The organism is Hyalangium minutum (assembly GCF_000737315.1).
In the GTDB taxonomy this organism is placed as follows: domain Bacteria; phylum Myxococcota; class Myxococcia; order Myxococcales; family Myxococcaceae; genus Hyalangium; species Hyalangium minutum.
Genome location: NZ_JMCB01000001.1, coordinates 61,065 through 75,614, shown reverse-complemented (window position 1 = coordinate 75,614; position 14,550 = coordinate 61,065). Strand labels below are relative to the sequence as shown.

Below are 14,550 nucleotides of genomic sequence, written 5' to 3'. Positions count from 1 at the left end.
GGAAGCTCCCTCTGGGGAGTGCAAGGCACAAGTCTAACGTGAGCTTTTGCTCAGCTCTGTACTTCCTTGTTCCGTGGTGTCTCCAAACGGGTAGCCCTTTCGTCCCGTCGTGCCTCCCGGTATGCAGGGGGCTATGATCCGCCTCTTTTCAGTGTCCCTGGGTGCCCTGCTGCTCGCGGCGGGGTGTGGGAAAGCCAACGCGCCAGTTGCCCGGAATGACTGTGCCTACGAGAAGCTGGACCTGTCCTCGTGCGACAAGTCGGGCCTCGGAGCCATCAAGGCCGAGGGCATCTGGAACATGGACCTGACCTTCGACGACGGGGAGAAGTCGGCCGGGGTCCTCCGGTATGTTGGCGAGCCCGCGATCTCCGGGCTGCCCATCTCCAGCACGCGCATCGAGCCGGAGCTGTTCCTCGTGTCCAGTGACGTGGCTGCCACCGATGGCACCGGCAACTTCGAGTTTCGCTTCGCCGGGTGCCGCTCGACGTCTCCCACGCAGGTGGAGGGCGTGTTCCGGCGCTGCTTCAACGGCACGCAGGATCTGGCGGGCACCTTCCAGGCCAAGCGCGTCGTGCGCCGCGAAGGCGAGACCGAGGGCTCCAACATTGAGTTCGTCTCGGAGCTGGCGCTGCCGGATGACGCCAAGGCCCAGGACATCTTCGTGGCAGGGGGCTTCGCGTACATCGCCGCGAGCGAGAAGGGCCTCTACATCTTCGACGTGACGAACCCCGCGGCGCCGAGCCTGGCGGGGAAGCTGGTGCTCTCGGCGACCGATGCGGATGCGTTTCACAAGGTCTGGGTGAAGGATCAGACGATGTACATCGCCAGCACCAAGCGCGGTGTTCTGGTCTACGACGTGTCGAACCCGAGGTCCCCGTTGCCGGTCAAGGCGTTCCCCACGGACAAGGCCGTGGACGTGCGCGCGGTGACGATGGACGGGAACTGGCTCTATGCAGCCTCGCCCTCCCCGAACGCCGAGGTTCTCATCTTCGACGCCACCAACCCGCGGGAACTGGCGTTGGCCAAGCGGTACTACGTAGAGAACACGAACCCGACGGTGGGGGACCGGCCCTATGACGTCGTGGCCAGCGGCGGCCGGTTGTACGTGAGCCACTGGACGTACGGACTGGCGGTGTCGGACGTGACCAACCCGCGCCAGCCCAAGCTGCTGGGCAAGTACTCGTACCCGGAAGCGACCACCCGCACGGCGGCGGTGGGCGTCATCAACAACCGCACCGTTGCGTTCGAGGCTGGGGAGGCCTGGGGCGCGCACCTGCGGGTGCTGGATGTCAGCGCGCCGGACGTCATCGTCACCCAGGCGGCGGAGTTCTCGCTCCGGCCGGAGGTGTCCATTCGCTCGGTGTCGCTGGTGGGCACGAAGCTCTACGTGGCGCACTACCAGGACGGCCTGCGCGTGCTGGATGTCTCCAACCCCAACGAGCCGCGCGTGGTGGGCTACTTCAACACGTGGCGCGAGACGGACAAGGCTCGCGGGGTGTCCTTCTTCGAGGGACTCAGTGATGTGGCGGTCACTGGGGACGGTTACATCTACGCGGCCGAGACGTCCCGAGGCCTGGTCATCCTCAAAGAGTAACCCCGAGCCTTCCTGAGGCTCCCCGGTGAAGACGGCGCCGTCCTTCACCGGGTGACGGTGGTGGCGCTGGCCTCGTCGAGGTTCTGTCGGCGGGCCTCGCGGAGGCGCTCGTAGGCGAAGAACAGATCCCACCGGGCCTTGTACGTGTCCCGGTTCCCCGTGGAGGAGAGCGCCTGGGCAATGTCGGTCCGCGCGCCCTCGACGAGGACCACGGTCTGTCCGCTCCCTGCATCCGTGGCGCTCTGGGCCACCTGCTCCAGCGCCGCGTCCGCCTCCTGGAGCGTGTCTCCGATGTCCAGCTCGCCCGCCACGAGCGCCTGGTCAGCCGCGATCAGCCACTGACGGGCACGATCGATCTCGTCCAGCCGCATCTGGCGATCCTGCTCCAGCGTGTTGGCGCGCTCCCGCATGGCGGCATCCTGCTGCTGCTGAGTGGCGAGCTGGGCCTGAAGCGTCTGAACCTCACTGCGCAGGGCGTTCACCTGTTGCTGCAGGTTGCCAGTGGCGCCAGTGGTGGTTCCCGTGCCAGAGGCTGCGGCTGTGCCCTGGGCTTGGGCCTCGTCTGTAGTCCCCGCAGTGCCCGCACCACCGGTGCCTGTGGCCGCCGTGTCCGCCGTGGGCTGCGAAGCCGTGCCGCCTGTCACCGGAACGGACTGGTAGTCCGGGTTGGAGCCTCCGACTTCAAAGACGGGCATCTGGACGACGCCGTCCGTGAAGTCCTGTCCTTCGGCGGTGGCGTCCGCGTTCTGGAGCGCCCGCTCCCAGGCGTCCCGGAACTCGAGGGCCGCGGGATCCTGGGTATCGGCATCAGGGGGCAGGGAAGGAGTGATCTCGGGCGTCTGCCCGAGCCACAGGCCAAGAGAGAGTGCGAGCCAGGGAGTCATCGGTCAGAAGCTGTTCACGTCCTGACGCTGTGACACGGGGACGGCGGGCGGCCGAGCGCCCGCACCCATGCTCCCTGGCAGTGCGGAGGCTCAGGCCGTTTGGGTGAAGCCCACGCCGTTCACCACGCTGCCGAACCGGCTGAGCAACTCCGACGGCGTGCCCTTGAAGTCCGTGAGGACCTCGGAGCTGCGCGTCTTGGCCTCGGCGGTCACGTCGATGGAGGCAACGCCGACGCTCACGCCCTCCTCCTCGAAGCCGACCTTGTCATCGGTGTAGGCGCTCACTTTGGCGCTCACCTTCGTGCCCTGATCCAGCGTGCGCAGCGCCCCGCCGAGGTCGCCGGTGATGGCCTTGCCCAGCGAGCCGGCGATGTCCTTGGTCTTGGCCTCGGCGGACAGCTGGACCTGGAGGCCCTGGCGGCCGTTGAGCTTCACTGGGCCGCCCTCGATCTCGGCGCCCGCGGCGAGCTCCACGTTGGCGGACAGCTTGGTGGTGGACTTGTCCACGGCCGTCTTGCCCGCCTGCTTCAGCGCGCCCACCGGATCGGAGATGAGCTTGCTGGGGCTGAGATCGATCGGGACCTTGGTCTCCATGGAGATCTCTGCCTTGCCGTCGAGCTTGCCCGGGCTGAGCGTGCCGCCGCTGGGCAGGCCCACGCCGTCGGCCACGTCCAGCTTGCCCTCCACGCCCACCTTCTGGGTGAGGATGAGGTTCGGCGGGCCCGACTTGGGGATCTCGATGGCCGTCGCGTTGGACACCGAGCCCGCCAGCTTCGCGCCGGGCAGGCCCAGGGAGCCCCCAGCCTCGCCGGAGATCTCGCCCTTGCCCTCGAGCTTCAGGGTGGTGGACTTGTAGTGGTCGCCGATGAAGCCCAGCTCGTTGCCCGCGGAGGCCAGCATCGCCGCGCCCACGGGGGCCAGCGGTCCGGCGGTGGCGGCCGCGCCAATGGCCACGCCCGCGACGGTCTCAGAGGCCTTCTCCACCTCCTGGGCGTTCTTGAACTCGAACTTCACGGTGGCCGAGGCCGTGCCTGTGGCCGACAGCTCCGCGTCCGTCAGCCCCGGCAGCTTGAGCTTGGAGGCCACGCCGGCGGTGCCGTTGCCCTGCAGCTCCATGGAGTAGCCCGTGTCCGTCTTGGAGACCTTCATCTCCACGCCGGCGCCCAGATCCGCGCCGAAGAGGGTGCCCTCGACGCCCGCCTTCACCGTGAAGCTGTCGCCCGGGGATTTCAGCTTGTGGATCTGGTCGTCGATGTTGAGCGCGTTGGCGGCCGCGTTGCGGATGGAGTCGCCCAGCTTGCCGACGACCTGATCCGAGACGAAGTTGTAGGCGCCCTTGGCGGCGTCTCCCGCCTTGTCGGCGAGGAACTCGCCCGCGTCCTTGATGCCGTCCCAGACGTTGCCAGCGAGGTCATCCAGGCCGCTGCCGCCGCCCTTCTCGATGAGCTCCTCGGCGGCGTCCTCCTTGCCGCCCTGCTTGAGCGCGGCGGCGATGGTGTCGCGGAACTGTGAGGAGCCCCCCTCGTCGACGAACTTGCTGAACCCGTCATCGACGTAGTTCTGCTCGCTGTCCTCGGGGATCTCGTTGGCGATGCCCATGGCCAGCTGCGCGGCGGCGCGCGGGGGAGCGGCGTTGCCGATGCGGCTGAGGTTCGCCGTCAGCCCGGCCATCTCCTCCTTGCTGCCCTTGTGCTCGGTGCCCTGGCCCACGAGCTGGGCGCTGCGGTGGAGCTGCTCGCCCGACATCGTCATCAGCGACTCGACGGCCTCGGGATCGTTCTTGTACTTCTCCACCTGATCGGCGAGCGCCTTCGTGTACTGGTTCGCGTCCGCCTCGGTCCAGTCCTTGACGGGCTTGTTGACGACGTCCTTCAGCTCGTTGTTGTGCGCGGCGACGGCGAGGTCCGTGCCCTTGAGGTTCGCGGCCTTCTGCGGATCCTGGCCGCTGGCCACCTGCTGGGCGAACAGCTCGTTCTTGAGCGTGTCCTTCGCCGTGCCCTCGAGCGTGTTGGCCGACGTCTGCACGATGGACGCCAGGGCCTCCTTGTCCTGTACGCCCTTCAGGTTCAGCGCGTCCTTGCCCTGGGCGGTGCCCGCGGCCTGCCCGGCCAGCTTCTTGCCAAAGCCGCGCAGATCCTTGCCGTCGCGGATGTTCAGCTGCTCGAGCGTCTTGGCCTTGGCCGGATCCTGCTTCAGCTGCGCGAAGTCGCGGTTGGCATCCAGGTTGGCCTGGATCTCCTTCGGATCATTCGAGGCCTCGACGCCCAGCTTCTTGGAGAGCGTGTCGCGCTCGGCCCCATTGGCGCCGTCGAAGGCATCCTTGATCTCCGTGGCCGAGGGGCCAGCCTTGGCGAGCTGCTCCTTGCTGAAGGGATCGGCGGACTTGAAGGGGTTGAGCGCGTTGACCGCGTAATTGAGGGTGTCCTTCTTCGCCGCGCCGTTGGCCTTGAGCATCGCCTCTTCGGCGTTCTTGGATTCGCGGGCGACGTTCTCCTGGGCCTTCTGGAGCTTGGTGTCAGCGTCGAGCAGGCTGCGGTTGGCCGTCTTCAGTTTCTCGCGGGTGGAGTCGACCTCGCCCCTGAGCTTCTCCACGTTCTTCTTGGCGGCCTCGCGCTGAGCCGGAGGCGCGTTCTCCAACTGCTGCTGGCCGTGCACCAGATCCTTGCGGGCCTGCCCCACGTCCTTGGCGGCGCCCTCGGCGGCCTTGGCGGCCTGCTCCTGGGCCTTGGCGGCCTGCTCTGCCTGCTGACGGGCCTGCTCGGCGCGTTGGGCGGCCTCGATGGCGGCACGTCGTGCGGCCTCCGCGGCTTCTGCTGCACGGCGTGCAGCGGCTTCGGCGGCGGCGTTCGAGTTGCCTGAGGTGCTTACGTCCGTGGCCATGCGGGGGGACTCCCAGAGGAGAGTGGGGGGCTCTCCGGTTATCGGGGATTTCCCCAGGCCGTTTCCATACCCCCTATTTTTTTCTCATATCTTGAAAGGTGGGTGGGTCAGTGCGTCAGAGCGCCTGCGCCGCGAGTGGGAAATGGGCCTACCTGCCAGAGAAGGGGCTGGGGCCATCGAGCCGTAGGGGAATCTTGATGGCGAGGGTGAGTCCCACGTCGAAGCCATGCCGGGGCAGCTCCTCGGTGCCGCCCGCGATGGGGATGCCGAAGCGCAGGGTGGCGGTGGCGGCGCCCACGGAGGCGAACGGAGCGAAGTGAAGGCTGGTGGTCGCGGCCTCGCCACCGCCCTCGGTCTCGTATGCCACGCCGAGCTCCATGCCGATGGGAAACGTCTCGAGGGTATCGGTCGCCTGCAGGCCGCCGCAGAAGCGGTCGTACTGGAAGTTCATGGCCTGCCACTGGGCGAAGACTCCGAATCCGCCGAAGTCGTTGTTGGTGAAGTGGTGGAGGCTGAGCTCGGCGCCGAGTCCGAAGGCGCCCTTGCCCGAGTGCCGGTACGAGCCGCTCAGCAGAAGGCCAGGGTTGACATAGGTGGCACCGGCCTGGGGGCCGAAGTCACTGGCCTGGGCAGCGGGGGCGGACAGCAGCACCAGAATCAGCGCGGAGAGGGGGGCGCAAGAAGTGCGGAGCATGTGAGGTTCCAGGGTGGGTGGGGGCTCCCAGGGGTAGACCTGATGGTGCAGGCGTCGTGCCTCTGCTCGCGCGCTCGTGGCCCCCGTGCACACGTGCAGGGAAGTGCCCTCGGGGTGTGCCACGCGCTTCACACTGTGCGGCGGTTCGCGCGGAGGACTTCTCGGGCAGCGCGAAGCCCCGTCTCCAGCGCGCCATGCACAGTGCCCTCTTCGCCCTCGGTATTCGTGGCCTCACCGGCGAAGAAGAGGGTGTCCGCCACGGGCTCGGCCAGTTTCTGCAGATCCTCGACGGCTCCAACGGGGATGACGCAGTAGCCGCCACGGGTGAAGGGCTCGTGCTGCCAGTTCACGACGCGCCAGGTCTCCAACTCCGTCCGGAGCACCGGCAGCCGCAGACGGAAGATGCGGGAGAGGGTGTCCAGCGCCTGCTCGAGCGCGGTCGCTTCTGGCAGCTCCGAGAGTTTCAGGGCAGGAGGCCCCCCGCTCCAGCCGACGAGGTGCCGCGACTGGTGAGGTTCCAAGGTCCACCAGGTGGGGAAAGGGGACTCCGGCGCATGGAAGAAGCCGAAGCGACGCGTGTCCTTCGAGTCCTTCCAGAACGGCGAGCGGAAGCGCAGGAGCACCTTCACCAGGGGCCCCATCTCCAGGCGGGTCCACGCGCGCTCCTTCTCGGGGAGGCGCGGAATGAAGCGCACGGCACCGGGCTCGGGAGGACGCACGCGCAGCACGCCCACCGGCAGCGTCACGATGATGCGCGGAGCCTGGAACAGGCCCAGAGGCGCTCCCTCGCGAGTCCGGGCCCTTACCCGTACCATGCCTCGCGACCAGCGAATCTCCTCGGCCACGGCGTTGAGGAAGAGCGTGCCAGGGCGCCGCTCGAGTCGTTCTGCAAGCGGACGCAGCACCTGGCCATATCCCTGCATGACACGTGACGGAGTAATCCCCCCCAGCTCCTCCGCCGCCTGCTCCATCTTCGCGATGGCGAGCGTGCTGGCCGTGTCCGCGGACGCGGCATAGAAGCCCTCGATATAGCCACGGGCGATCGCGAGCTTGAGAGCTGGCCACTGCTCGGCTCGAGCCCTCTCTCGCAGCAACTCGCCCACGGGCCGATCTGGAGGCTTCGCTGAGGCCAGCGCCTCGACGAAGTTGAAGGCCTTATCCGCATCCAGGAGCCGACCCTTCCAGGACCGCACGTGCCGGTCATTGCAGGCCTTGACGGTGAGCTTCTCTCGCTTGGCGAGCTTCAGCAGGGTGGGGGGCGTGCCGTGGACGAACTCGGCGCCCAGCTCCAGCGGCGTCCCAGTGAACGGATCCGGCACCGTGTGGACGCGGCCGCCCACCCGGTCGCGTGCTTCGAGCACCGTGACGCGCAGTCCGGCGCGCACGAGCCGCTCCGCGGCCCCGAGGCCTGCGGCGCCCGCGCCTAGAACGATGACATCGGAAGGGCGGTTCATGCCTCTTCCTGCGCTGGAGGCAGCCTGGGAGGCCACTCCCATCTCGCCGGGCCGTCACCCGAGCGACACTCGGGGCCGCGCTCGAAGACACGGGCGCGGCCCCGAGGGCACGTCAGAGGTTGATGCGCAGGCCCACGCCCGCCTGGACCGTGGGAGCAGGCACGAACGCCTTGCCATCGACCTGGAACGGTGGCTCATCCAGGGCGAAGCGGAACTCGCCGCCCTTGGTGCCGTAGTTCGCGGCGGCGTACGCCTCGATGCTCAGGTATGAGAGCACGCGGTGGAGCACGTCCAGCCGGGTGGTGAAGGACCGGTCCGACAGGTTGCCCAGGGTGGACAGGATGAAGGACGTCTTGTCCCAGGAGCCCGGTCCGGTGAGCACGCCGTAAAGGCCGGCGTAGTGCTTGCCCACGTAGAACGGCTGATAGACCCCCTGCGCGATGAGGTACGGGTAGGCGATGGCGGTGCTGTAGCCGGTCGAGTTGTAGAAGTACTCGACGCCCACGGTGGCGCTGTCGTTCTCGCTGTAGGCGAACGTGTAGTTGGCGCCGCCGGAGACCTGCGGGGTGAGCCCGCCCGGGGTGTAGCTCTCGATGGACAGCTTCTGAAGCTGAACGAGGTCCTGCGGGCCGTGGATCTCCAGGTCCTCGGCCTCCTCGATGAGCTGCTGGATCGAGACGCCCGCGGGCAGCCGGTAGAGTGGGGTGTCCGAGCCCTTCTTCAGTGCCGCCTCGGCGTACACATCGAGCGGCCCGAGCGCCGAAGAGATATCGAGCCCGAAGCGGGGCTTGCGGCCGCGCTGGAGCACGGCACTGGCGCCGATCTCGGACTCACCCAGCACGACCTCGGCGCGAGCGGCGCCGCCGATGCGGCCGAGCGTGAAGGCCGGCCCAGCATTGTCCAGCATCGCGATGCCATAGAAGTTCCACCCCTTGGCCTCCCAGGGGACGTGGAGCTTCAGCATGGAGGCGCCGGTGCGAGCATCGAAGACGGCGAGCGGATCCCTGCGCTGGGGCGACAGGAAGTCCGTGGGGTTCCAGAAGCGCGAGGTGCCCCACTTCACGTGCTGCTTGCCTGCGGTGACGAACACCGTGTGATCGATGTCGAAGCGCAGCCACGCTTGATCCAGCAGGACGCGCGGGTTGGACCGCACGGTGCCGGGAGTGGTGGTGCTGCCATCGCTCGAATTGGTGCCGAGGAAGCTGATGGTCTGGCTGCCCTGGGTCGGATCGAAGCTGAGCCGGCCCACCACCATGCCGCGCAGGCGGTCCGTGGGGCGGGCATCGAAGTAGCCATCCACCAGCGTGGGAGCGGAGAACGGAGTGCTGCCGAAGGACACGCCCTGGTTTCCCTGGGCGATGGCGCGCAGGTAGAACTGGCCGCCGATCTTCAGCGGGTCATCCACATGCTCCTCGGAGCCGAACGCCTCCTGCGAGGACGTCCCGCTGAGCGCCTGCTCATCCCGGGTCTCCTCGCGGCCGGACTGCTCCACGGCGGGAGGCTGGGCGGGCGGAGCGCTGGCGTTCGTCGAGGACGGTGCCGTGGGCGTAGCCCCTGCGGGAGTCTCACTCTCGGAGGAGCCGCCGAACATCGCATCCTCATCCGGCCGCGACTGGGCGGCGGCAGGCAGGCACGAGAGAGCCGCGGCCAGCGCCGCGGCGGTGGTGAGCGTGCGCGGGGTCATCGGCTCTTACTCTCGAGCCACGCCTTGGTGAAGATGTTGGCCTCCAGCGACCGCAGGTCCACGCTCTTGATGAGGATGACGGTGGAGTTGGCCTTCTCCACCTCGTCGTAGATGCGGATCTCCTGGGGGTACCAGACGTCGGCGCCCTTGGACTCGCTGAAGAGCTTCTGCCACTTCGGATAGTAGAGCGTGCGCATCAGCCGGCCGGACAGGGCGAACTCCTGGCGCTTCAGGACGTTGGTGGTCTCTTTGTCCACCCACAGCTTGATGACGGGGTAGGCCACGTCGATGGTGGGCCGGGCCTTGAGCGACATCTTGTGCACCTGGAACTTGCCCAGCGCCTCTTCGCCCTCGTACGTCGCGTCATACTCCTCGGCGAGGCGGGACTCGTCGAAGTCGGCGCGGCGGCTGTCGGTGCCGGCGATGCGCTCGCGCTCGGTGCGGCGCTCCCACTTGCCCACGTTGGGATCGTAGATCCACAGGTTCTTGTCCAGGCGCAGGTAGCCCTTGCCGGCCTCGCCCTTGGGCTTGGTGAAGAGGATCATCAGCTTGTCGTCCGCGTCGCGCCGGTAGACGAGCGCCTCGCGCACGGTGTCCGCTTTGTCCTTCTCCTTCTGCTCCAGGTACACCAGCGACTTGTAGTCGCCGCTGTTGCGCTGCCGGTCGTCGATGACCTCCAGCGTCTTCTTCAGCTCGGCCGCGTCCAGCGCGAAGGCGGCAGGGGCCGCGAGCAGCACCGCGGCGAGCGCGGCGGACAGCAGGTTTCGAGGCGTCATGGCAATCACCCGATGTGGTGCATGGCCGTCACGGGCTTCATCCGCGCGGCGAGGAACGAGGGAATCAGACTCACGAACATGGAGGCCCCAGTGATGAGCGCCACCGCGAACACCACGGAGCCGGGCTCGATCTTCAAGAACCAGTGCTCCGTCAGCAGCATCACCTGGACGACCTCAGGGGCGCGGATGTGCTGGGCGTTGACGAGGAAGCAGAGCCCCGCGGCCACCAGCGCGCCCGTGAGGGTCGCCACGAGGCTGAGGATCAGCGCCTCCGCCAGGAACATCGTCTGCACGCTCTCGCGCTTCATGCCAATGGCGCGCAGCGTGCCAATCTCCCGGGTGCGCTCGCGGATGGCGATCCACAGCGTGTTCGTGATGCCAGCGGCGATGACCACCAGCAGCACGAAGGTGAGCCCGCCGGTGATGGCGCCCAAGGCCTGCACCACCCACTGCACGAAGGAGATCTCGTCCTCCCAGTTGGTGATGTCCAGCTTCTGGCCCGTCCAGCCCTCGCGGTTGACCACGTCGAACTTCATCCAGAAGGCGCGTGGGTCGTTGTCCATGAGCGTGTAGCCTGACTCGGCCAGCTGGGTGCGCAGCCGCTGCTGCACCGCGGGGATGTCCTTCATGTCCTTGAGGTACAGGTAGATGGCGCCGGTGGTGTCGTCCTTGAGCTGGTACAAGTCCCTCAGGCTCTTGCTGGGCACGAAGGTGTTCCACGCGCTCATCATCCCGATGTTGGCGGCGATGGCCACCACGCGCACGTCCTGCGTGTTGTTGATGCCGCGCATGGTGGGGGCCGACAGCGTCAGCGTGTCGCCCACCGTCACTTCCAGCTTCTTGGCCTGCTCCTCGAAGATGAGGATGGTGCCCGGCTGCTTCAGGTCATCCAGATTTCCCTTGCGAAGCTGGACGACCTTGCGGAAGCCCGGCTCGGCCTCGACGTCCATGCCGCCTACGCCCACCTGCATGGAGCCGGTGTCGGAGACGAGCTTGGCCCAGCCGCGGCCGCGCTGGGAGATGTAGTCCAGCTCGGGTACGTCCTGGCGGATCTTCGCGACGAGCTTCGGGTACTCGGTGACCACGGGCGCGGACTGGCCCGCGGTGACTTTGTAGAAGCCGCCCACGTTCACGTGCCCGCTCATGAGCGTGGTGGCCGACTCCAGCATGGTGGACTTCATCCCGTTGGTGACGCCCATCAGGATGACGAGCACTGCGGTGACGCCGCCAATGGCGCCTCCGAGCAGGAGGGTGCGCCGCTGGTGGGCCCGCAGGTTGCGGACGGCCACCCGGCACAGCATGGCGACCTCCGCAGGGTGGGTCAGCAGGTAATAGAAAAAGTAGCCCAGGTTGTAGAGCGCGTAGACGGCGCGGACGGGCTGCAGGGCCATGCGCTGGAGCCAGTTCAGGCCCGAGGGGTCTTCGAGGGCCTGGATCAGCCTCACATGGAAGGGGCGTTGGGACATGGCTTCACTCGTCCGTCTGCATCGCCGTGACGGGCGACACGCGCGTGGCCATAAAGGCGGGGTAGAAGGTGGAGAACAGGGAGACGCCCACCACGAGGATGAAGGCGACAACGATGTTCGAGGCGCTCAGGGTGGGCAGCAGCCGGGGGCCGCTGAAGAAGAAGTAGAGCTCCTCGGTGCCCGCGGGGATGCCGACCTTGCCAAGCCAGCGGATGAGCGCGCTGCCAGCCCCAGCTCCCAGGCCGCCAAACACCGCGCCCAGCACCACCGTCTCCAGCATCACCATGGCCAGGATGAAGGAGCGCTGCGCGCCGATGGCTCGCATGGTGCCCACCTCCCTCACGCGCTGGAGGGTGGCCATCATCACCGCGTTGTTGATGATGGCCAGGATCACCACGAAGAGGATGACGATGATGCCCCACAGCACCATGCGCATCATCAGCACGAACTGGCCAATGAGGCCCGCGGCCTTCTGCCAGCTCACCACGCGCAGCTTCAGGTCCTTCAGCTCCTGGGACTTCCCGAGCTCGGACAGGGTGGTCTCCAGCTTCTCCGGATCCTTGAGGATGATGGCGGAGCTCAGCACCATGCCCTCTTCGATCTCCTTCTGGGAGTAGACGCGCTTGAGCAGGTCCTCGTTGCGCAGGGCGGCGCCGGTGGAGGTGATCTGCTCGTTCTCGTTGATCAAGCCGGGCGTGGCGTCCGCCACCAGGGTGGAGGGAGCCGCCTCGCCGAAGAGGGCCTCCTCGGCGTTCTCGCGCTTCACCTCGGCCGCGCCGCTCTTCTGCTTGAGCAGGGCGATCTCCTCCTTCTTCTCCTCGGTGAGGTAGCCGTACAGCTCGCGGAAGGACACCAGGTCCATCAGGTTCGCGGAGCCCGCCAGCGGGGACTTCTCCAGGCCGCTGAACTGGTAGGTGCCGTAGATGGGCACGTTCACGCTCTGCACGTAGCCGGTGCGGCTGAACGCGGTGATGGTGATCGTGTCCCCCATCTTCAGGCGGTACAGGTCCAACAGCGGCACCAGTTGCTCGTAGTACTGCTTGTAGCGGGTGTCGAAGTTCTCGTCGGTCACCGTGAGGAACTGGCTCACCAGCTTGGACAGATCCGTCTCCTTGCTCTGCAAGATGTCCTGGAGCCGCGACACGGCCTGCTGCGACTTCATGGGATCCAGCTGGTAGACGATCTCGCGCGGCTGCGTGGAGTTCTCCTTCACGTAGCGCTGAAGCAGCGGGTCCGAGGCGATCGTCTTCTGCTTCGTCTCGAGCGCCTCCTTGATGAGGTCCATCCGGCGCGCGGACTTCAGCTTGAGAAACTCCTCATAGAAGTACTTGGACAGCAGCATGCCGCGCTTGCCCTGGGGCACCGCCGTGCCGTCGATGATCTGCATGCGGTCGAAGCTCTTCTGGAACGCATCCAGGTCCGTGCCCACATAGCGGATGTAGAGCAGGTCTCCATCGGCCACCTGGGGCGCCAGCTGGTTCTCCAGGAACTCCAGCGAGCCGAACGGGTCCTTGTCGAAGCCCGCCCAGAACTCCTCCGAGCGTGCCTTGGCCAGCGCCGCCACCTCTGCGGGATCCAGGGTCTCTTCCCGGACCAGCTTGGTGCGCGTGGCCTTCTCGGCCTCGAGCAGCTCGGCCAGGTGACGCACATGCGCCTTGAGGCTGTCGATCTGGGCGCGCCGCTCGGGCGTGTCGCCCTCCTCGGCGTTCTTCCGGTACAGCCCGCGCAGGCGCGCCAGCGTCAGGTCCACCGTGTTGCCGGAGGTAATGAGCGCGCCATTGGCGCCCATGGGCACCACTGTCTTCACGTTGGGGTGCTTCTCCAGCGCCGCCTTGATGGGGCTGAAGCTGTCCATGGCCGCGACGTCCGCCTCGCCACCCATGGTGACGAACAGCGCCAGCTCTTCCTTGGACTTCTCCGAGTACACCTGGATGTGGCCCGCGATGGAGCCGATGATCGACCGGCTCATGGACGAGTCCACGCTGTCTAGGAGCGCGCCGCCCGTCACCACCAGGAAGGTGGCGAAGAAGATGATGCCGCCGATGATGACGTTGACCCAGCTCTTGAACAGGTTGCGGAAGGCCACCTGCAAGAGCAGCTTGAGCGTGCCCATCAGTGCCCCTCCGCACCGGCCGCCAGGGCCATGCCCGCCTCGGCGGGAGTGACGCGGTCGAGGATCATCCCGTCCTTCAGACGCACCACGGCGTTGGCGTGGGTCATCACCTTGGCGTCGTGCGTGGAGAAGATGAAGGTGGTGCCGCGCTCGCGGTTCATCGCCTTCATCAGGTCGATGATCTGCTGGCCGGTGACGGAGTCCAGGTTCGCCGTCGGCTCGTCCGCCAGGACGATCTGCGGCTGAGTCACCAGGGCGCGGGCGACCGCGACGCGCTGGCGCTGTCCGCCGGACAGCTCGTTGGGGCGGTGCTTCGCGTGGCCGGCGAGGCCCACCTGCTCCAGCAATTGCGTGACCCGCTCACGCCGCTGCTGGGCGTTGAGCTTCTTCTGGAGCAGCAGGGGGAATTCCACGTTCTGGAAGACGCTGAGCACCGACACCAGGTTGAAGCTCTGGAAGATGAACCCGATGGTGTGCAGCCGCAGGTCCGTGAGCGCTCGCTCGGTGAGCTGCTTCGTGTCCTGGCCGGCCACCTTCACCACGCCTGCGGTGGCAGTGTCCACGCAGCCAATGAGGTTCAGCATCGTCGTCTTCCCGCTGCCCGACGGGCCCGCGATGGAGATGAACTCTCCGGGGTGAACCTGGAGCGAGACGCCTCGGAGGGCGGGCACCACCACCTTGCCGAGGCGGTAGTCCTTGGTGACTTCGTTGATGTCGACAATGGGCGCTGCGGACATGGAGAGGGGTCCTTTCACAACTCGCTGACGGGCAGGGGGACCAGGCGGGGCGGGGCGGATGATGGCTTGCGGACGGCTCCGCTCGTGTGGCGGACACATTCGCTAAAGCGGCTCTCGAGGTGGCAATTCCCACCCGCCGTCATGGCGACCCCCTGGATAGTGGTGCGACGCAAGGACGCGGCACCACCCGACGGGGCGGCATCTAGCTGCCTCACGACAACGCCGTCAATGTGGAATGGGGGTGGGAGAAGAGCGAGCGGAGGGCAAG

General features: G+C 67.2%; 10 protein-coding genes. 1 reads left to right on the top strand and 9 read right to left on the bottom strand.

What is annotated here, in order from left to right; all coding sequences use genetic code 11:
- Positions 1 to 133: 133 nt before the first annotated feature.
- Positions 134 to 1,594: an LVIVD repeat-containing protein gene (locus DB31_RS00355; RefSeq protein ID WP_052419596.1), complete on the top strand. Its 1,461-nt coding sequence runs from the start codon at positions 134 to 136 to the stop codon at positions 1,592 to 1,594.
- A gap of 44 nt (positions 1,595 to 1,638) precedes the next feature.
- Here the strand turns inward: DB31_RS00355 and DB31_RS00350 are convergent, their stop codons facing one another.
- The 9 genes from DB31_RS00350 to DB31_RS00310 all read right to left on the bottom strand — a co-directional run bounded on the left by DB31_RS00350 (position 1,639) and on the right by DB31_RS00310 (position 14,282).
- Positions 1,639 to 2,478, bottom strand: a complete 840-nt coding sequence (locus tag DB31_RS00350) for a hypothetical protein (protein WP_044180542.1) — start codon at positions 2,476 to 2,478, stop codon at positions 1,639 to 1,641.
- A gap of 90 nt (positions 2,479 to 2,568) precedes the next feature.
- Positions 2,569 to 5,358 (bottom strand): hypothetical protein, encoded by a 2,790-nt coding sequence (locus DB31_RS00345; RefSeq protein WP_044180540.1) that lies wholly within the window; start codon positions 5,356 to 5,358, stop codon positions 2,569 to 2,571.
- Between the two features lie 148 nt (positions 5,359 to 5,506).
- The gene (locus DB31_RS00340; protein ID WP_157231690.1) at positions 5,507 to 6,052 is read right to left on the bottom strand and encodes a hypothetical protein; all 546 of its coding nucleotides are present in this window, start codon (positions 6,050 to 6,052) and stop codon (positions 5,507 to 5,509) included.
- Between the two features lie 128 nt (positions 6,053 to 6,180).
- Positions 6,181 to 7,506 (bottom strand): flavin monoamine oxidase family protein, encoded by a 1,326-nt coding sequence (locus tag DB31_RS00335; protein WP_044180535.1) that lies wholly within the window; start codon positions 7,504 to 7,506, stop codon positions 6,181 to 6,183.
- A 112-nt stretch (positions 7,507 to 7,618) separates the two neighbouring features.
- Entirely contained in the window at positions 7,619 to 9,190 is a 1,572-nt protein-coding gene (locus DB31_RS00330; protein WP_044180533.1) for a hypothetical protein, read from the bottom strand.
- Positions 9,187 to 9,966, bottom strand: coding sequence for an outer membrane lipoprotein-sorting protein (locus tag DB31_RS00325; RefSeq protein WP_044181966.1), 780 nt, complete (start codon positions 9,964 to 9,966; stop codon positions 9,187 to 9,189). Before DB31_RS00325 ends, DB31_RS00330 begins: the two co-directional genes overlap by 4 nt.
- A gap of 5 nt (positions 9,967 to 9,971) precedes the next feature.
- On the bottom strand, positions 9,972 to 11,267 hold the full coding sequence (locus DB31_RS00320) for an ABC transporter permease (RefSeq protein WP_044181963.1): 1,296 nt from the start codon (positions 11,265 to 11,267) through the stop codon (positions 9,972 to 9,974).
- A 169-nt stretch (positions 11,268 to 11,436) separates the two neighbouring features.
- A complete protein-coding gene (locus DB31_RS00315; protein ID WP_044180531.1) occupies positions 11,437 to 13,545 on the bottom strand; it encodes an ABC transporter permease in 2,109 nt (702 codons plus the stop codon).
- On the bottom strand, positions 13,545 to 14,282 hold the full coding sequence (locus tag DB31_RS00310; RefSeq protein ID WP_044180529.1) for an ABC transporter ATP-binding protein: 738 nt from the start codon (positions 14,280 to 14,282) through the stop codon (positions 13,545 to 13,547). Before DB31_RS00310 ends, DB31_RS00315 begins: the two co-directional genes overlap by 1 nt.
- Between the last annotated feature and the right edge of the window lie 268 nt (positions 14,283 to 14,550).